Origin of the sequence: Mycobacterium sp., from assembly GCF_039583805.1 — a bacterium.
Classification (GTDB): domain Bacteria; phylum Actinomycetota; class Actinomycetes; order Mycobacteriales; family Mycobacteriaceae; genus Mycobacterium.
This window is the reverse complement of the sequence record NZ_JAVKSH010000075.1, coordinates 1-18,103: the sequence shown is the minus strand read 5'-3', so window position 1 is coordinate 18,103 and position 18,103 is coordinate 1. Positions and strand designations below refer to the sequence as shown.

The 18,103-nt window shown below is 70.3% G+C and carries 15 protein-coding genes and 2 pseudogenes; 10 read left to right on the top strand and 7 right to left on the bottom strand.

What is annotated here, in order from left to right; all coding sequences use genetic code 11:
• Positions 1–332: 332 nt before the first annotated feature.
• Complete coding sequence (locus ABDW21_RS11515) at positions 333–653, bottom strand: DUF732 domain-containing protein (RefSeq protein WP_343601474.1); 321 nt, start codon at positions 651–653, stop codon at positions 333–335.
• A 98-nt stretch (positions 654–751) separates the two neighbouring features.
• On the opposite strand from ABDW21_RS11515, the gene ABDW21_RS11510 reads away from it, so the two are divergent.
• Positions 752–1,930: an NAD-dependent formate dehydrogenase gene (locus ABDW21_RS11510; RefSeq protein WP_343601475.1), complete on the top strand. Its 1,179-nt coding sequence runs from the start codon at positions 752–754 to the stop codon at positions 1,928–1,930.
• 10 nt (positions 1,931–1,940) lie between these two features.
• Here the strand turns inward: ABDW21_RS11510 and zapE are convergent, their stop codons facing one another.
• Positions 1,941–3,011: a cell division protein ZapE gene (gene zapE / locus ABDW21_RS11505; RefSeq protein WP_343601476.1), complete on the bottom strand. Its 1,071-nt coding sequence runs from the start codon at positions 3,009–3,011 to the stop codon at positions 1,941–1,943.
• A gap of 34 nt (positions 3,012–3,045) precedes the next feature.
• Here zapE and ABDW21_RS11500 point away from each other — a divergent pair, with 34 nt between their 5' ends.
• Genes ABDW21_RS11500 through msrB form a run of 4 tightly spaced genes read left to right on the top strand, consistent with a single transcriptional unit; the run spans position 3,046 to position 7,139 of the window.
• Positions 3,046–3,843: a pyrimidine reductase family protein gene (locus ABDW21_RS11500; RefSeq protein WP_343601477.1), complete on the top strand. Its 798-nt coding sequence runs from the start codon at positions 3,046–3,048 to the stop codon at positions 3,841–3,843.
• Between the two features lie 14 nt (positions 3,844–3,857).
• Entirely contained in the window at positions 3,858–5,417 is a 1,560-nt protein-coding gene (locus tag ABDW21_RS11495; protein ID WP_343601479.1) for an alpha/beta hydrolase, read from the top strand.
• 22 nt (positions 5,418–5,439) lie between these two features.
• Positions 5,440–6,738 carry an arabinofuranan 3-O-arabinosyltransferase gene (aftC, locus tag ABDW21_RS11490; RefSeq protein ID WP_343601481.1) on the top strand — a complete coding sequence of 433 codons (1,299 nt, stop codon included), beginning with the start codon at positions 5,440–5,442 and terminating at the stop codon, positions 6,736–6,738.
• Positions 6,735–7,139: a peptide-methionine (R)-S-oxide reductase MsrB gene (gene msrB / locus ABDW21_RS11485; RefSeq protein ID WP_343601483.1), complete on the top strand. Its 405-nt coding sequence runs from the start codon at positions 6,735–6,737 to the stop codon at positions 7,137–7,139. Before aftC ends, msrB begins: the two co-directional genes overlap by 4 nt.
• Before the next feature lie 67 nt (positions 7,140–7,206).
• Here msrB and ABDW21_RS11480 read toward each other — a convergent pair.
• The 4 genes and pseudogenes from ABDW21_RS11480 to hemE form a co-directional block, all read right to left on the bottom strand.
• Positions 7,207–7,950, bottom strand: a pseudogene (locus tag ABDW21_RS11480) (methyltransferase domain-containing protein).
• A gap of 9 nt (positions 7,951–7,959) precedes the next feature.
• A complete protein-coding gene (hemQ, locus tag ABDW21_RS11475; RefSeq protein ID WP_343601484.1) occupies positions 7,960–8,655 on the bottom strand; it encodes a hydrogen peroxide-dependent heme synthase in 696 nt (231 codons plus the stop codon).
• 24 nt (positions 8,656–8,679) lie between these two features.
• On the bottom strand, positions 8,680–10,023 hold the full coding sequence (locus ABDW21_RS11470; protein WP_343601485.1) for a protoporphyrinogen oxidase: 1,344 nt from the start codon (positions 10,021–10,023) through the stop codon (positions 8,680–8,682).
• Positions 10,020–11,069: a uroporphyrinogen decarboxylase gene (gene hemE / locus ABDW21_RS11465; RefSeq protein WP_343601487.1), complete on the bottom strand. Its 1,050-nt coding sequence runs from the start codon at positions 11,067–11,069 to the stop codon at positions 10,020–10,022. Before hemE ends, ABDW21_RS11470 begins: the two co-directional genes overlap by 4 nt.
• 129 nt (positions 11,070–11,198) lie before the next feature.
• On the opposite strand from hemE, the gene ABDW21_RS11460 reads away from it, so the two are divergent.
• The 3 genes and pseudogenes from ABDW21_RS11460 to ABDW21_RS11450 all read left to right on the top strand — a co-directional run bounded on the left by ABDW21_RS11460 (position 11,199) and on the right by ABDW21_RS11450 (position 13,989).
• Positions 11,199–12,020 carry an enoyl-CoA hydratase/isomerase family protein gene (locus ABDW21_RS11460; RefSeq protein WP_343601489.1) on the top strand — a complete coding sequence of 274 codons (822 nt, stop codon included), beginning with the start codon at positions 11,199–11,201 and terminating at the stop codon, positions 12,018–12,020.
• Between the two features lie 117 nt (positions 12,021–12,137).
• Positions 12,138–12,751, top strand: a pseudogene (locus tag ABDW21_RS11455) (DUF3000 domain-containing protein).
• Entirely contained in the window at positions 12,748–13,989 is a 1,242-nt protein-coding gene (locus ABDW21_RS11450; RefSeq protein ID WP_343601491.1) for a ribonuclease D, read from the top strand. Before ABDW21_RS11455 ends, ABDW21_RS11450 begins: the two are co-directional and overlap by 4 nt.
• On the opposite strand, the gene dxs is transcribed toward ABDW21_RS11450, so the two are convergent.
• Positions 13,986–15,899, bottom strand: coding sequence for a 1-deoxy-D-xylulose-5-phosphate synthase (gene dxs, locus ABDW21_RS11445; protein WP_343601492.1), 1,914 nt, complete (start codon positions 15,897–15,899; stop codon positions 13,986–13,988). The two genes, ABDW21_RS11450 and dxs, sit on opposite strands and share 4 nt — an antisense overlap.
• A 148-nt stretch (positions 15,900–16,047) precedes the next feature.
• Between dxs and ABDW21_RS11440 the strand changes: the two genes are divergently transcribed.
• Both ABDW21_RS11440 and ABDW21_RS11435 read left to right on the top strand, forming a co-directional pair.
• Positions 16,048–16,491 (top strand): CBS domain-containing protein, encoded by a 444-nt coding sequence (locus ABDW21_RS11440; protein ID WP_343601493.1) that lies wholly within the window; start codon positions 16,048–16,050, stop codon positions 16,489–16,491.
• A gap of 25 nt (positions 16,492–16,516) precedes the next feature.
• Positions 16,517–17,800 (top strand): ArsB/NhaD family transporter, encoded by a 1,284-nt coding sequence (locus ABDW21_RS11435; RefSeq protein ID WP_343601495.1) that lies wholly within the window; start codon positions 16,517–16,519, stop codon positions 17,798–17,800.
• The last annotated feature ends 303 nt before the right edge of the window (positions 17,801–18,103 follow it).

Here is an 18,103-nt window from a genome sequence, read left to right as displayed (position 1 = left end):
CCACCGGCACCGAAACCGCAGGTTCAGCCGCCACCGCCCGCGCAAGCAGCCCCCGTGCAGCCGGACGCCAATCGGCGCTTCGCTCGCTCACTGGACCGCGGCGGCATGTGGCAAAACGAGGCCGACGACAACCAACAGGCGATAGACCTTTGTCACGACCTGGCGAACGGCGAGAGCCCCGAACCCTACATCGTCGGGACGATGCGCAAGTCGCCGCAGCTCACGCCCCTGGAAGCGCGGCAGGTGGTTTCGGACGCAATCGGTGCCTACTGCCCGCAATACCTGAACAGATGCAGGAGGCACAGCGGCGTGGGCAGTCCCCGTAGGGCGGCTTATCCGCCGCTGCCGGCGCCCTTCAGCTGCTGCGGGCAGTACGCACTCGCCGCTATCGCGATGAACTTGGCGGCGCCGGAGATGGTGAATCCCGGGTTTTGCTCGGTCACATGCTTGACGACGTCGATGCCCGCCTGACCGTCTTCCATCATCTGGCAGGCCGTCCGGGCGGCATGCACGGCCTGAGGCCCGTTGGTGTAGGTGATGCCGGCCTCCTTGAGGGTGGCCAGAAAGCTCGCGTCCACACCGTCGTCGGCATGCGCCGGCACCGCCAAGCCGACCAGGGCGATACCGCCCACCAGCACCCCGAGACGTCTCACCGGTCTATCATCGCCCACGACGGAGCACTTGTCGCACCGGCCTCGACGCAGCCCTGCAACACTGGCCGAGGCGCTCTGCACGGACCGAGGAGGACGCGGTGGCCAAGGTTGTGCTGGTGTTGTATCCCGACCCCGTTTCCGGCTATCCGCCGGTCTATGCGCGCGACAGCGTGCCGGTGCTGCACGGCTACCCCGACGGGCAGACGCTGCCCAGCCCGTCGGCTATCGACTTCACCCCGGGCGAGCTGCTCGGCTGCGTCTCCGGCGCGCTGGGCTTGCGGACATTCCTGGAAGACGCCGGCCATCAGCTGGTGGTGACCTCCGACAAGGACGGCCCGGACAGCGAGTTCGAGCGTCACCTCCCCGAGGCCGATGTTGTTATCTCCCAACCATTTTGGCCGGCGTATCTCACGGCTGAGCGAATCGCCAAGGCGCCCGGGCTGAAATTGGCCATCACCGCCGGGATAGGTTCGGACCATGTGGACCTCGACGCCGCGATAGCCCGCGGGATCACCGTCGCCGAGGAGACCTACAGCAACAGCATCAGCGTCGCCGAGCACACCGTCATGCAGATCCTGGCGTTGGTGCGCAACTTCGTGCCGTCACACCAGTGGGCAACCGGCGGTGGGTGGAACATCGCCGACTGCGTGTCGCGGGCCTACGACGTCGAGGGTCTCGACGTCGGTGTGATGGCCGCCGGCCGCATCGGGCAGGCGGTGCTGCGCCGGCTGGCGCCCTTCGACGTGAACCTGCACTACACCGACACCCGCCGGCTGCCGGCCGAGGTGGAGCGCGAGCTGAACGTGACCTTCCATCCCGACGTGGCCTCGCTGGTGCGGGCGGTCGACGTGGTGTCCATCCACGCGCCGCTGCACCCGCAGACCTACCACCTCTTCGACGACACGCTGCTGGCCTCGATGCGGCGCGGCTCCTACATCGTCAACACGGCCCGCGCCGAGATCTGCGTGCGCGACGCGATCGTGGCCGCCCTGGACAGCGGCCAGTTGGCGGGCTACGCCGGCGACGTGTGGTACCCGCAGCCGCCGCCGGCCGATCACCCGTGGCGGTCCATGCCGAATAACGCTATGACACCGCATATTTCGGGCAGCACCCTGGCCGCCCAGGCGCGCTACGCCGCGGGCACCCGGGAGATCCTGGAAGACTGGTTCGCCGGGCGGCCGATCCGTGAGGAGTATCTGATCGTCGACGGCGGGCGGTTGGCCGGCACCGGCGCGAAGTCCTACACCGCCGGCACCGGCCCGGGTGGCGGCGCCTGACATCCACCGGTCATGGCGCGCCGGCTCCGAAGGTCGACGCGCTCAGCGCCAGCAGCCGCGACACGGCCCGCAGATACTTCTTGCGAAAGCCGCCGGCCAGCATCTCCGCGCTGAAGATACGGTCCAGCCTGGTCCCGGAGGCCGACACCGGGATGCCGGCGTCGTAGAGCCGGTCGGTCAGCGCCACCAGCCGCAACGCGACATTCTGGTCGTCGACGGTGTGCACGCCGGTGACAAAAACCGCGCTCACCCCGTCGATCAAAGCCAGGTAGCGCGACGGGTGCATGGTGGCCAGATGCGCGCACAGCTCGTCGAAGTCGTCCAGCGTGGCGCACCCGAACCCGGCCGCGGCGACGGCGCGCGCGGCGACCTCGTCGTCGGTCGGCGGCTGCGGAGCCGGCGTCAGGTCGCGGTGCCGGTAGTCCGGCCCCTCGATCCGCACAACCTCGAAAATACTTGCCAGCGTTTGGATTTCGCGCAGAAAATCCTGGGCGGCGAACCGGCCCTCGCCGAGCTGCTCGGGCAGCGTGTTGGAGGTGGCCGCCACCGACACGCCCCGCTCGACCAACGCGGAGAGCAGCCGCGAGATCAGCGTCGTGTTGCCGGGATCGTCCAGCTCGAATTCGTCGATGCATACCAGCGTGTAATCGGCCAGCAGGTCGATGCATTCGGCGAAGCCGAACACCCCGGCGAGCTGGGTCAGCTCCATGAACGTCGCAAACGCCTTGCCGTGCGCAGCGCTGTCGGGCAACTCACGGTATGCCGACGCCAACAGGTGGGTTTTGCCGACGCCGAAACCGCCGTCGAGGTACACACCCACGCCCGGCAGGATCTCGCGCCGTCCGAACAGCTTTCTGCGCCCGGCCCGCCGCTCGACGGCCTCACGGCAGAACCGCCGGCACGCGTCCACCGCCGCGGCCTGGGTCGGCTCGGCCGGGTCGGGCCGATAGGTCGCGAAGCTCACCCGGGCGAAGGTGGGCGGCGGCAGCAGCTGAGCTATCAAGCGCTGCGGTGACACCGTGGGCTGCCGGTCCACCAGCCGGGCGACCCCGCCGACCGGCGCAGCATGGGGGCCGTGCATGCACGCACCCTACCGACGTGCTGCAATCGAGTTCATGCCCGACGCCGAAACCGACCCGGGGGCCGGCCAGCCCGGCGGGACGCGCCTGAGGCTGCTCGGCCCGGTCCGCACCGTCGGCGACGACGAGCTCATCCGGCTCTACGACTACCCGCCGGACCACCGCGGCCCGTGGGTGCGGGCGAACTTCATCGCCAGCCTCGACGGCGGCGCCACCGTCGAGGGCACCACGGCCGCCCTCGGCGGTCCCGTCGACCGGGCGTTGTTCGCCGTGCTGCGCGAACTGGCCGACGTGATCCTGGTCGGCGCCGGCACGGTGCGCGTCGAGGGTTACGCCGGAGCGCAGCTCACCGTCGCGCAACGACAGCGGCGCCAGGCGCGCGGGCAGAGCGAGGTGCCGCCGCTGGCGATCGTGACCAAGTCCGGTGACCTGCACCGGGACCTGCCGGTGTTCACCCGCACCGAGGTGGCGCCGCTGGTGCTGACCTGCGCGGCGGCGTTCGGGGAGACACAGCGCCGGCTGGGCGGGCTGGCTGAGGTGATCGACTGTTCGGGCGACGATCCCGCCGAGGTCGAGCATGCGCCGATACTGGCGGCGCTGGCCGGTCACGGCCTGCACCGGGTGCTCACCGAGGGCGGGCCGGCGCTGCTGGGCTGGCTGCTTGACCGCGGCCTGCTCGACGACATGTGCCTGACGATCGCGCCGTGCCTCGTCGGCGGCCAGGCGGGGCGGATCGCGGCCGGCCCGGGGCAGGGCGAGACCCGGATGCGCTGTGCGCACGTGCTGGCCGACGCCGACGGCTACCTGTACACCCGCTACGTCAAGACCGACTAGCTACTCTGAAAGCCATGAGTCGGCATCCCGCGCGCGGCACGACCCTGATCGCCGTGACGGTGTTGCTGTCCGCCTGCGCGCCAGGGTTGGCCGCCGACCCGCGTTTCGCCACCGACGCTGACGCCCGAGCGCAGGGACAGGCCGTCACGACGCCGCCGCCCGGTGGCCCGCCGCCGATCGCCGCACCCAAGAACGACCTGTCCTGGCGCGACTGCACGTCGCGGGTGTTCGGCGACGCCGCGGTCCCGGCCGCCCCCGGCGTCAAGCTCGACTGCGCGAGCTACGACGCCGACCTCGACCCCGCCAACGGCGCAGCCGGCGTGTTGAGCATCGGTGTGGTCCGCGCCCGCTCGGCGCAAACTCCGGCCGACGCCGGCCCGCTGGTGTTCACCACCGGCACGGACCTGCCGTCGTCGATTCAGCTGCCGGTCTGGTTGTCGCGAGCCGGCAGCGACGTGTTGCGCAGCCATCCTCTCGTGGCCGTCGACCGCCGCGGCATCGGAATGTCGAGCCCGATCGACTGCCGCGACCAGTTCGAGCGTCAGGAAATGTGGAACCAGGCGCAGTTCGAGACCGGTGACGACCGGGTGGCCAATCTGGCGGACGTCGCCCAGACCGCCACCACGAACTGCACCGACGCCATCGCGCCCGGCGACTCCTCCTACGACAACACCCACGCCGCCAGCGACATCGAGCGGTTGCGCAGCATCTGGGACGTGCCCGCGCTGGCGCTGATGGGTATCGGCAACGGCACCCAGGTGGCGCTGACCTACGCCGGCGCGCATCCCGACCAGGTCGCCCGGCTGATCCTCGACTCGCCGATCGCCCTGGGGGTGAGCGCTGAAGACGCCGCCGTGCAACGCGTCAAGGGCCAACAGAGTTCGCTGGATGCCTTCGCCGCCCAGTGCGCGGCGCTGGACTGCCCGCTCGGCCCGGACCCTACGGGCGCGGTCAGCTCGCTGCTGGCCGACGCCCGCGCCGGGCACGGCCCCGGCGGACTGTCGGTGGCCGCCCTCGCCGCAGCCATCACCACCGCCCTGGGCTACCCCGCCGGTGACCGCGTCAGCACTGCCACCGACCTGGCCAACGCCTTGGCCGCCGCGCGCTCCGGCGACACCAACGTGCTGAACAACCTGGTCAACCGGGCCGAGAACCTGCGCGACACCGACGGGCAGTTCGTCAACTCCTGCGGCGACGCGGTGAGCCGTCCCACCCCGGACCGGGTGCGGGAGCTGGTGGTCGCCTGGGCCAAGCTCTACCCGCAGTTCGGCGCCGTCGCCGCACTAAACCTGGTCAAGTGCGTGTCGTGGCCGAGCTCGTCGCCGCCGCAACAACCGAAGGTCCTGAAGGTCGACGTGCTGCTGCTGGGCGTGCAGAACGACTCGATCGTCGGCGCCGAGGGCGTGCCCGCCACCGCGGCCACCGTCATCAACGCCACCGCCGCCAGCAAGCGGGTGATGTGGCAGGGTATCGGGCACGGCGCCAGTATCTACTCGTCGTGTGCGGTGCCGCCGCTGATCGGCTACCTCGACAGCGGGAAGCTGCCGGACACCGACATCTACTGTCCCGCCTGACAGTTGGCGGCGAGCTGCGCCGGTGTACGGTGCGCTGGTGACAGCAGTTGACTCTCTGGGCGGCGGTCTGCTGGCTGCGTTCCGGCCCCGCACCGGCCCGCCGAGCACCGCGGCCGTGCTGCGGTCGGTGTTGTGGCCGGCCGCCATCCTGTCGATCATCCACCGCAGCATCGTCGTCACCACCAACGGCAACATCACCGACGACTTCAAGCCGGTCTACCGCGCGGTGCTGAACTTCCGGCACGGCTGGGACATCTACAACGAGCACTTCGACTACGTCGACCCGCACTACCTGTACCCGCCCGGCGGCACGCTGCTGATGGCGCCGTTCGGGTATCTGCCGTTCGCCGAGGCGCGCTATCTGTTCATCCTCTGCAACACCGTGGCGATCGTGATCGCGGGCTACCTGTTGCTGCGGATGTTCGACTTCACGCTGGGCTCGGTGGCGGCCCCGGCACTGCTGCTGGCCATGTTCGCCACCGAATCCGTCACCAACACACTGGTTTTCACCAACATCAACGGCTGCATCCTGCTGGCCGAGGTGCTGTTCTTGCGCTGGTTGCTGGCCGAACACTCCGGCCGCCAATGGTGGGCCGGGGTCGCGATCGGGCTGTCGCTGGTGGTCAAACCCCTGCTGGCACCGCTGCTGTTGCTGCCCCTGCTCAACCGCCAGTGGCGGGCGGTGGGGGCCGCCCTCGTGATGCCGGTGGTGTTCAACCTGGCCGCGCTGCCGCTGGTGAGTGACCCGGGGGACTTCGTCACCCGCACGCTGCCCTACATCTTCGGCACCCGCGACTACTTCAACAGCTCCATCGAGGGCAACGGCGTGTACTTCGGGCTGCCGAGCGGGCTGATTCTGTCGATGCGAATCCTGTTCACACTGCTGGCAATTGGCAGTCTGTGGCTGCTGTACCGCTACTACCGGACCCGCGATCCGCGGTTGTGGATGCTCACGTCCTCGGGTGTGCTGCTGCTGTGGTCGTGGCTGGCGTTGTCGCTGGCGCAGGGCTACTACTCGATGATGTTGTTCCCGTTCCTGATGACGGTGGTGCTGCCCAACTCGGTGATCCGCAACTGGCCGGCGTGGCTGGGCATCTACGGCTTTTTGACGCTCGATCGCTGGCTGCTGTTCAACTGGATGTCCGTCGGGCGGCCGCTGGAGTACCTGAAGATCACCTACGGCTGGTCGCTGCTGCTGATCGTGGTGTCGTGTGTGCTGTACTTCCGCTACCTGGACGCCAAGGCCGAAGGCCGGCTCGACGACGGCATCGACCCGGCGTGGCTGACGACGCAGCGCCCCCGCGCTAGCGTGGAGGCATGAGTTCCCCACGGGTGCAACACAGCGACGAGGAATGGCGTCAGAAACTCACCCCGGACGAGTTCGCGGTGCTGCGTCGGGCCGGCACCGAACGACCGTTCACCGGTGAGTACACCGACACCAAGACCGAAGGCGTCTACCAGTGCCGGGCATGCGGCGCCGAATTGTTCCGCAGCACCGAGAAGTTCGAATCCCATTGCGGCTGGCCGTCGTTCTTCGACCCGGCCGGCTCCGACGCGGTGATCCTGCGGTCCGACACCACGATGGGCATGCGCCGCACCGAGGTGCTGTGCGCCAGCTGCCACAGCCATCTGGGCCACGTGTTCGAGGGCGAAGGCTACCCGACGCCGACCGACCAGCGTTACTGCATCAACTCGATCTGCCTGCGGCTGGTGCCGTCCTGATCTCCCGCGAGAGTGCAACTACCGACGCGTTTTGCCAGAAGCGATGTCGCCCGTCGCACTCTCGCGGCTAGTCCATTCGGGTCGCGTGGCATTCCCAGAACGGGGCGTGCGCGCGGCCATTGGTCATGAACGGCTCGAGCATCCGGAACCGTGCCGCGTCGGCTTTGATCTGCTCGGCCTTATCGGGGTTGCGGGCGATCATCATGTCGAAAGCTTGCCCGCTCATGTTGACCTGATACGTCGTCGGCCCCAGATACGTGATGTCCCACCCGGCGTCGGGGAACACCTGGCGGAAGTCGTCCTCGGACAGCGACCGCGGCGCACCGATGCCGTTGACGGTGCCGGGGCCGAACTCGAACACGTACAGCCGCGCACCTGGCTTGGTCGCCCGGTGCAAAGCCCGCGCATACGACCTCTTCAGCGCCGGGATATCGGAAAAGACGTGATAGAAGGCGCAGTCGACGACCGTGTCGAAACGGTTCTCCAGACCCTCCAGCCTCGTCGCGTCGGCCAGCTGGAAATTCACCGACACCCCGGCCCTGCGCGCGTTCTGCCTCGCCCGCTCGAGTGCTGTCGGTGAGGAGTCGATGCCCGTCGCCGAGTAGCCCTGCGACGCGAAGTAAATGGCGTGATGACCCGGGCCGGTACCCGGGTCGAGTACCTCGCCGTTGACCGCGCCCAGCGCGACAAGCTGCTGGACGACCTGCTGCGGGCCGCCGATGTCCCACGGTGTGGCTGCCGGCAAGCCGTGCGCGGACTACTCGTCGCGATACATCTTCTCGTAGCGGCTCGGGTCGACCGGCACGGTCATAGCGCCACTTCAAGGCAACGAGGCCACCAGCTGCTCGACGGCGACGCGCGGGCCGGTGAAAAACGGTGTCTCCGCGCGGGTGTGCCGCCGCGCGTCGGTGGCCCGCAGATCGCGCATCAGATCGACGATGCGGTGCAGCTCGGGCGCCTCGAACGCCAGGATCCACTCATAGTCGCCCAGCGCGAACGCCGGGACGGTGTTGGCGCGCACGTCCGTGTACTCCCGGGCGGCCATCCCGTGCTCGGCGAGCATGCGGCGGCGTTCCTCGTCGGGCAGCAGATACCACTCGTAGGAGCGCACGAACGGGTACACGCAGACGTAGGCGCCGGGCTCCTCACCGGCCAGAAACGCCGGGATGTGGCTCTTGTTGAACTCCGCCGGACGGTGCAGCGCCACGCTGCTCCACACCGGCGAGCTCGCCCGGCCCAGCGTGGTGGTGCGCCGGAAGTCGGTGTAGGTGGCCTGCAGCGCCTCGACGCGTTCGGCGTGTGTCCAGATCATGAAGTCGGCGTCGGCGCGCAGACCGGCCACGTCGTAGAGCCCGCGCACCACGACGCCGCGTTCTTCGGCCTGCTTGATGAAGGTCGCGGTCTCCTCGACGATCGCGTCCCGCTGTTCGCCGAGCGCACCGGGCCGCACCGCGAACACCGAGAACATCAGGTAGCGAACCGTGGCATTGAGGGCGTCGTAGTCCAGGCGGGCCATGGCTCCATGGTGCCACTGCTGTTGTCAGGCCGAGCTGGGCAACTCCGACACCGCCCGCCCGGCCGCCGCGACGCAGGCCGGCACGCCGATGCCGTCCAGGTAACTGCCCGCGACCGCCAGGCCGGGCGGCAACCCGGCCCGCAGCTCGGCGACCAGCTCGCTGTGGCCCGGGCCGTACTGCGGCATCGCGTCGATCCAGCGCCGCACGCACACGTCGACCGGGTCGACGGCCACCCCGAAGACCGTGGCCAGGTCCTGCACGGCCCAGGCCAGCAGCTCCTCGTCGGTGGCACTGCCCGCCACGGCGTCGCCGAACCGGCCGAACGACAGCCGCACCAGCTCGACATCCCCGAGCCGCCCCCATTTTCGGGACGACAGCGTGATCGCCTTGGCGCGCAACGGTTCCCCACTGGCCACCAGCACCCCGGACCGCTCCGGAAACCGGACGTCGCCGGCGAGGGCGAGCGCCACCACCGCCGACGACGCGCTGACGATCCGGCGGGCGGCCGCGGCGGTGCGGGGCGCGACGCCGTCGACAAGCCCGGCCAGCCGCGCCGCCGGCACGGCGAGGATCACCGCGTCGGCGGGCCAGGAGGTGCCGGTCTGGTCGCGCAGCGCCCAGCCCTGCTCGCCGCGGTGCAGGTGCTCCACCGCGGCCGGCACCCAGCGCAGCCGACTGCGCCGCACCAGCTCGTCGACGACCACCGCGTAGCCGCCGGCCACCGCGCCGAACACCGGCCCGCCACGCGTCGCCGGCAGCGCCCGCCGCACCGCGTCGGTCAGGCTGGCGGCGCCGTCGTCGAGCGCCGCGGCCAGGCTCGGGACCGCCGAACGCAGCCCGATGGTCGCCGCCGACCCGGCGTACACCCCGCCGAGCATCGGATCCACCGAGCGGGCGACGACCTGCCCGCCGAACCGGTCGCTAATCAGGTCGGCCACCGCGGGATCGCTGCCGGGCCGCCAGCACAGCCGACGGGCGGGCTCGTCGGCGATGCGCGCGACGGTGGCATCGTCGACCAGTCCGGCCACCGAGTGCGCCGACGACGGAATCCCGGCCAGCGTGTCCGGCGGCAGCGGATGCAGCCGGGCTGCGCTGTAGATCAGTGGCCGCGCACCGGTGGTGGCCAGCTGCCGGTCCGCCAACCCCAGCTCGGCCAGCAGCGCCGGCAGTTCCGGGCGGCGTGCCACGAACGCCTCGGCGCCGACGTCCATCGGCTGCCCGCCGATTCGCTCGGTGCGCAGCACTCCCCCGAGCCGGTCGGCCGGGTCGAACACCGTGATCGTCGCGCCGTCACCGGCGGCCTGCCGTAGCCGGTACGCCGCCGTCAATCCCGAGATCCCGCCGCCGACAACACAATACGAGCTCATAGCGAGTGGACCAGCGACACCAGATCGGTCAGCGCGCCAGGATCGGTCTGCGGCAGCACACCGTGCCCGAGGTTGAAAATGTGCCCGCGGGCGCCGGCGTCGACGGCGCGGCGTCCGTCGTCGACCACCACGCGCGCCGCCCGCGCCACCACCGGCCAGCCGGCCAGCAGGACCGCCGGGTCGAGGTTGCCCTGCAGCGCGGTCCCCGGCCCGACCCGGGCGGCGGCCTCGGTCAGCGAGGTCCGCCAGTCGACCCCGACGACCGTCGCGCCGGCCGCACCCATCTCCCCCAGCAGTTCGCCGGTACCGACCCCGAAATGGGTCATCGGCACGCCGCGGTCGGCCAGCGCGGCGAACACCCGCCTGCTGTGCGGCAACACGTAGCTGCGGTAGTCGGACAGCGACAGCACGCCGGCCCACGAGTCGAACACCTGAATGGCGTCGACCCCGGCGTCGAGCTGCACGCGCAGGAAGTCGACGGTCAGGTCGGCCAGCTTGTCCATCAGCGCATCCCAGGCGGCGGGTTGCCCCAGCATCATCGCCTTGGTGCGGGCGTGGTGGCGGCTCGGGCCGCCTTCGACCAGGTAGGAAGCCAGCGTGAACGGCGCGCCCGCGAAACCGATGAGCGGGACGTCGCCCAGTTCGCCGACCAGCCGGGCGACGGCATCACAGACAGGCTGGACCCCTTGTGGCTCAAGGGGTTTGAGTGCGGCGATGTCGGCTTCGGTACGAACCGGTGTCGCGATCACCGGGCCCACGTCGGCGACGATGTCCAAGTCGACGCCGGCGCCGCGCAGCGGCACGACGATGTCGGAGAACAGAATTGCCGCGTCCACGTCGTGACGGCGCACCGGTTGCAGGGTGATTTCGGTGATCAGCTCGGCGTCGAAACACGCGGCCAGCATGCTGTGCCGCGCGCGCAGCGAGCGGTATTCGGGCAGCGAGCGACCCGCCTGCCGCATGAACCACACCGGCACTCGACGCGGTTTGCGCCCGGTGGCCGCGGCCAGGTATGGCGACTCGGCGAGGTCGCGGCGGGTAGTCATCGCAAACCATGCTGCCACGGCCGGCGGTGCCGGCGCGCGGATCGCCGCCATCAAGGCCGCGGCGGCGCCGGCCGCGGACCATGCGTACCATCGCCGAAGGCAACCTCTTCGCGTGAGTCAGGAGCGCCGATGCCCGTTCGCCACCCGCCGGTGGACTACGGCGAGTTTCCGAGTCTGCGATTCGAGCTCGCCGACAACGGCGTGCTGCAGCTGATCCTCGACGCGCCCGGGCTGAACGCGGTTGGGCCGCAGATGCACCGGGACCTCGCCGAGGTCTGGCCGGCGATCGCGCGTGATCCCGCGGTGCGCGTCGTCCTGGTCCGCGGTGAGGGCCGGGCCTTTTCCTCGGGGGGCAGCTTCGACCTGATCCAGGAAACCATGGGCGACTTCCCGGACCGGATGCGGATCATGCGCGAGGCCCGCGACCTGGTGCTCAACATGGTCAACTTCGACAAGCCGGTCGTGTCGGCGATTCGGGGCGCGGCCGTCGGGGCGGGTCTGGTGGTGGCGCTGCTCGCCGACATCTCGGTGGCCGGCCGCACCGCAAAGATCATCGACGGCCACACCCGGCTGGGGGTGGCCGCCGGCGACCACGCCGCCATCTGCTGGCCATTGCTGGTCGGGATGGCCAAGGCGAAGTACTACCTGCTCACCTGCGAGCCGCTGTCCGGCGAGGAGGCCGAACGTATCGGGCTGGTGTCGACCTGCGTCGACGACGACAAGGTGCTGGCGTCGGCAACCCGGATCGCGACGGACCTGGCGCAGGGCGCACAAACCGCGATCCGCTTCACCAAACACAGCCTCAACCACTGGTACCGGATGTTCGCGCCGACCTTCGAAACATCCCTTGGACTGGAGTTTCTCGCGTTCAGCGGGCCTGACGCGGCCGAGGGCCTGGCCGCTCACCTTGAGAAGCGGCCGGTGCGTTTCGCCGCCGACGACCCCCGGTGAGGGCACACCCGTCGCGATCCCTCCGGCGTGCCTGTGCTGCCATCTCGGCGCAAAGGTCTAGCGTCGAAAGATGTGGTCCGCACCGGCGGCGTTGCAGTGCGGACACCACCCGCTTGAGTGGGACGACGCGATGAGGAGGAGCGGCGCCAGTGACGTCAGCCGAGCCGGCTCCATTCCGCGAGGCGGTGGCCGCCATGAACGCCGCCACCGTGCGGCCCGAAATCGAGCTCGGCCCCATCCGGCCACCCCAACGGCTCGCGCCGTACAGCTACGCGCTGGGCGCGGAGGTGACGCACCCTGACACCGCCGTCGTCGCCGAACGCTCCGACGGCGACGCGTTCGGCCGGCTGATCCTGCTCTACGACCCGGACGGCGACGACGCCTGGGACGGCACCATGCGGCTGGTCGCCTACATCCAGGCTGACCTGGACTCCAGCGAAGCCGTCGACCCGCTGCTGCCCGAGGTGGCGTGGAGCTGGCTGGTGGACGCGTTGGGTGCCCGCGCCGAGCACGTCACCGCGCTGGGCGGGACCGTCACCGCAACCAGCTCGGTGCGGTACGGCGACATCTCCGGGCCGCCGCGCGCCCATCAGCTGGAGCTGCGGGCGTCCTGGACCGCGACCACTCCCGCCATCGGCACTCATGTCCAGGCGTTTTGCGAGGTGCTCGAGCACGCCGCGGGCCTCCCGCCGGTCGGGGTCACCGACCTGGGCTCGCGGTCGCGCGCGTGACGTCGGAGCAGCCCACCGAGCCCAGCGCCACACCGCTGCTCCGGCCCGCCGCCGGGGTGCCGGATCTGTCGGTGACCGCCGGGCAGATCGGCGCGGCCGCCGAGCTGCTGAGCGGTGGCCGCGGACCGTTCGCGGTCGATGCCGAACGCGCCTCGGGTTTCCGTTACTGCAACCGGGCATACCTGATCCAGGTCCGGCGGGCCGGCGCCGGCACCGTGCTCCTCGATCCGGTCAGCCACGGCGGCGACCCGACGACCGTGCTGCGTCCGGTCGCACAGGTACTCGGTACCGACGAGTGGATCCTGCACGCCGCCGACCAGGACCTGCCGTGCCTGGCCGGCGTCGGCATGCGGCCACCGGCGCTGTATGACACGGAGCTGGCCGGCCGGCTGGCCGGGTTCGACCGGGTCAACCTGGCCGCCATGGTTGCGCGGCTGCTGGGGCTGGCGCTGGCCAAGGGGCACGGCGCCGCGGACTGGTCCAAACGTCCGCTGCCGGCGGCGTGGCTCAACTATGCGGCGCTGGACGTCGAAGTGCTGATCGAACTGCGCGGCGCGATCGCCGCGGTGCTGGATGAGCAAGGTAAAACCGGTTGGGCCGCAGAGGAATTCGAGTATCTGCGCGTCACCGCGGAGCAGGGCTCGCCGACCACCCGCCGGGACCGTTGGCGGCGTACGTCGGGCATCCACCGGGTGCGTGACCAGCGTGGCCTGGCCGCGGTCCGCGAACTGTGGACGGCCCGCGACCGGATCGCCCGGCGCCGTGACATCGCGCCCGGCCGCATCCTGCCTGATTCGGCCATCGTCGACGCCGCCACCGCCGATCCGCGGACAGCCGGCGACCTTGTCGCCCTGCCGATCTTCGGCGGGCCCCGGCAGCGTCGCAACGCCGCGGTCTGGCTGGCGGCTCTGGAGCGGGCCCGGGACGATCCGGAGCCCGTCGAGGACACCGACGCACCCAACGGGCCGCCGGCCCCGGCGCGCTGGGCCAAACGCAGACCGGAGGCGGCGGCGCGGCTGGACGCGGCCCGGACGGCGCTGGCGGCGCTGTCCGGGCAGGTCGCGGTGCCGGCCGAAAACCTGATCTCCCCCGACCTGGTGCGGCGGCTGTGCTGGGACTGGGCAGGCGGCGGGGAGCCGGCGGTCGACGAGTTTCTGCGCACCGGCCAGGCCCGCGCCTGGCAGCGCGAACTGGTGGTCCCGGTGCTGACCGCGGCGCTGGCTGCGTCGCGGATCTAGTCGAGGCGCTCGCGGATCTCGGCTTCCTCCGCCGGCGTGCCCAGCGCCGCGACCCAGCCGGTGATCTGGCGGGCCACGTCCTGGTCGGTCAGGCCGGCAGCGGCGAGCACCTCGCCGCGCGACGCGTGCTCGAAGAATTCCTGCGGCAGGCCGACGTCGCGGCACGGCACGTCGATCTGTGCGCGGCGCAACGCCGCCGACACCGCCGAGCCGACGCCGCCGGCCACCCCGTTGTCCTCCAGCGTGACGACCAGCTTGTGCGCCGCCGCCATCTCCTGCACCACGTCGGGGACCGGCAACACCCACCGCGGGTCGATGACCGTCACCCCGATGCCCTGCTTGCGCAGCCGCTCGGCCACCTGCAGCGCCATCGACGCCAGCGGACCGACCGCCACCAGCAGCACGTCGTGGTTCAGCCCGTCGGCGGGCAACGCCAGCACGTCGACCCCGCGGCGCTGCTCCGGCGCCGGAACATCTTCGCCGACATCGCCTTTGGGAAAGCGAACCGCCGTCGGCCCGTCGTCGACATCGAGCGCCTCGCCGAGTTCCTCGCGCAGCCGGGTGCCGTCGCGGGGGGCGGCCACCCGCATGCCGGGGACGATGCCCAGCATCGACAGGTCCCACATGCCGTTGTGGCTGGCGCCGTCCGGCCCGGTGATCCCGGCCCGGTGAAGGATCAGGGTCACCGGCAGCTTGTGCAGCGCCACGTCCATCATGACCTGGTCGAACGCCCGGTTGAGGAACGTCGAGTAGACCGCCACCACCGGGTGCAGCCCGCCCATGGCCAGCCCGGCGGCCGATGTCACCGCGTGCTGTTCGGCGATGCCGACGTCGAAGAGCCGGTCTGCGAACCGCTCCCCGAACGGGGTCAGCCCGGTGGGGCCCGGCATGGCCGCGGTGATCGCCACGATGTCGCGGCGTTTGGCGCCGTACTCGATGAGCGCGTCGGAAAACGCCGCCGTCCAGCTGGGCCGGGTCATCGCGGTGGCCGCCCCGGTCAACGGGTCGATGACCCCGCACTGGTGCATCTGGTCGGCTTCGTCGTTCTCGGCCGGCGGGTAGCCCTTGCCCTTGTGGGTGACGACGTGTACCAGCACCGGACCGCCGAAGCCGCGGGCGCTGCGCAGCGCAACCTCGACGGCGTGCTCGTCGTGGCCGTCGACGGGACCGACGTACTTCAACCCGAGGTCGGTGAACAGCAGCTGCGGCGACAGCGCGTCCTTGATGCCGGCCTTGAGGCTGTGCATGACGTGGTAGGACAGCTCGCCGATGACCGGCATCCCGCGCACCGCTGTGCGGCCCTTCTCCAGCAGCTGTTCGTAGCCGGGCTGCAGCCGCAGCGTCGCCAGGTGGTTGGCCAGACCACCGATGGTCGGGGCGTAGCTGCGGCCGTTGTCGTTGACGACGATCACCACCGGGCGCCGCGCCGCCGCGATGTTGTTCAGCGCCTCCCAGCACATGCCGCCGGTCAGCGCGCCGTCGCCGACGACGGCCACCACGTGCCGGTTGCGGTGCCCGGTCAGCTCGAACGCCTTGGCCAGCCCGTCGGCGTAGGACAGCGCCGCGCTGGCGTGGCTGGACTCCACCCAGTCGTGTTCGCTTTCGGCGCGGCTCGGGTACCCCGACAGCCCGCCCTTTGTGCGGAGGGTGTCGAAGTCGGGGCGACGGCCGGTGAGCATCTTGTGCACGTAGGCCTGGTGGCCGGTGTCGAAGATGATCGGATCGTGCGGCGAGTCGAAGACCCGGTGCAGCGCCAATGTCAGCTCGACGACGCCGAGGTTGGGGCCCAGATGGCCGCCGGTGGCGGCGACTTTGTGGATCAGGAATTCGCGGATCTCGGAGGCCAGCTCGCGAAGCTGTGCGTCGGACAGATGCTGCAGATCAGCCGGCCCGCGGATCTGTTCAAGCATTTCGCCAGTGTACGCATGCGACACGGCGACGGTCCGGGGAAACCAGGCGGCGCGCCCGGTGACGACGGCTGCGACACCGAGGGCACGCGATGGTTGTGACGACCGACCACGTCGCACCGCACCGCGCACGGCGACGTATCGTCGCGGTGTGCGCGCCCAGGACATCGCCGAAGACTTTCCCGTCGTCGGGATCGACGGCGACGCACTCGACGCCGCCCGCATGCTCGCCGAGAACCGGCTGCCCGGCATCGTCGTCACCGACACCGACGGCAAGCCCTACGCGGTGCTGCCGGCTTCACAGGTGGTGCGGTTCATCGTGCCGCGCTACGTCCAGGACGACCCGTCGCTGGCCGGGGTGCTCAACGAGTCGATGGCTGATCGCGCCGCCGAGAAGCTGGGCGGCAAGAAGGTCCGCGACGTGCTGCCCGACCACCTGCTCAACGTGCCGTCCGCGCACGCCGACGACACCATCATCGAGGTGGCCGCCCTGATGGCGCGGCACCGAAGTCCGCTACTCGCGGTGGTCAAAGACGGCACGCTGCACGGCGTGATCACCGCGTCGCGCCTGCTGGCCGCGGCGCTGGGACCTTGACCGGCGACCCGGCGGAGCGGCGGTCGTGAGCGTCGCCGCACTCTGCGTGTTCGTGATTGCTTATGCGCTGATCACCAACGACCGCTTCAACAAAACACTGATCGCGCTGACCGGTGCGGCGATCGTGGCGACGCTGCCGGTGATCAGTTCGCACGACATGTTCTTCTCCCCGGACACCGGAATCGACTGGGACGTCATCTTTTTGCTGCTCGGCATGATGATCATCGTCAGCGTGCTGCGGCAGACCGGGGTGTTCGAGTACGTCGCGATCTGGGCCGCCAAACGCGCGGGCGGCTCGCCGCTGCGCATCATGATCCTGCTGGTGCTGGTCACCGCGTTCGGGTCGGCGCTGCTGGACAACGTCACCACCGTCCTGCTGATCGCCCCGGTCACGGTGCTGGTATGCGAGCGGCTGGCGATCAACGCGGCGCCGTTCCTGATGGCCGAGGCCTTTGCGTCCAACATCGGCGGCGCGGCAACACTTGTCGGCGACCCGCCCAACATCATCATCGCCAGCCGAGGCGGCTTGACGTTCAACGATTTTCTGGTTCACCTGACACCCATCGTGGTCATCGTGACGCTGGCCCTGGTCGCCCTGCTGCCGCGACTGTTCCCCGGCGCGTTCACGGTCGACGCCGCCCGCGTCGCCGATGTCATGTCGCTGGAAGAACGTGAGGCCATTCGGGACAGCGTGCTGCTGATCAAATGCGGTGTGGTCCTGGCGGCCGTATTCGCCGCGTTCGTCTCGCACTCCCTGCTGCGGATGGATCCGTCCGTGGTGGCGCTGATCGGCGCCGGCGTGCTGATCGTGGTCTCCAAGCTGTCCCGCCCGGACTATCTGTCCAGCGTCGAGTGGGACACGCTGCTGTTCTTCGTCGGCCTGTTCGTCATGGTCGGCGCGTTGGTGAAGACCGGCGTGGTCAGCGAGCTGGCGCGGTTGGCCACCGAGGTGACCCGGGGCAATGCGCTGCTGACCACGACGCTGATCCTGATCGTGTCGCTGGTGATCGGCGGCGTCGTCAACAACGTTCCCTACGCCGCGACGATGACGCCGATCGTCGCGGAGTTGGTCCCGTCGATGCCCGCCGACCCGCACGTGTTGTGGTGGGCGCTCGCCCTGGGCACCGATTTCGGCGGCAACCTGACCGCCGTCGGGGCCAGCGCCAACGTGGTCATCCTGGGAATCGCCCGGCGTGCCGACAGTCCCATCTCGTTCTGGGAATTCACCCGCAAGGGCGCCGTGGTCACCGTCGTTTCGCTGGTGCTGGCCGCGGGCTACCTGTGGGTGCGTTACTTCCTTTTCGGCTGATAGGTGATGCGGGTGATTGAGTAGGTACTCGGCGGACCCGGGGTGTACCCCCGGCGCTGCCGGCGAGCTACCTGTATTACGCGCGCGCGATGCGCACACGACTACGCCAGGTCGGCGCGGTGCTGGTGACCGGTGACATCGACCACACCATCCCCTGCGCCGACGGCGGCACAACCCACGCCTTCACAGTCAGTTGCTCGGTCCGCACGCCTATCGGTGATTCAGCAGGTGCGGCAGAGGTTTCGGCGTAGCGTCGCCGCCCCGCTGCCGCGGACGGGGCTCAGATGGTCCGCCGCCGTCGAT

Coding starts and splice junctions, on each gene's coding strand:
- zapE (WP_343601476.1), bottom strand. CDS start 3,011: ATGCACGGCCCCCATGCTGCGCCGGTCGGCGGGGTCGCCCGGCTGGTG.
- ABDW21_RS11500 (WP_343601477.1), top strand. CDS start 3,046: ATGCCCGACGCCGAAACCGACCCGGGGGCCGGCCAGCCCGGCGGGACG.
- ABDW21_RS11495 (WP_343601479.1), top strand. CDS start 3,858: ATGAGTCGGCATCCCGCGCGCGGCACGACCCTGATCGCCGTGACGGTG.
- msrB (WP_343601483.1), top strand. CDS start 6,735: ATGAGTTCCCCACGGGTGCAACACAGCGACGAGGAATGGCGTCAGAAA.
- hemQ (WP_343601484.1), bottom strand. CDS start 8,655: ATGGCCCGCCTGGACTACGACGCCCTCAATGCCACGGTTCGCTACCTG.
- ABDW21_RS11470 (WP_343601485.1), bottom strand. CDS start 10,023: ATGAGCTCGTATTGTGTTGTCGGCGGCGGGATCTCGGGATTGACGGCG.
- hemE (WP_343601487.1), bottom strand. CDS start 11,069: ATGACTACCCGCCGCGACCTCGCCGAGTCGCCATACCTGGCCGCGGCC.
- ABDW21_RS11460 (WP_343601489.1), top strand. CDS start 11,199: ATGCCCGTTCGCCACCCGCCGGTGGACTACGGCGAGTTTCCGAGTCTG.
- dxs (WP_343601492.1), bottom strand. CDS start 15,899: ATGCTTGAACAGATCCGCGGGCCGGCTGATCTGCAGCATCTGTCCGAC.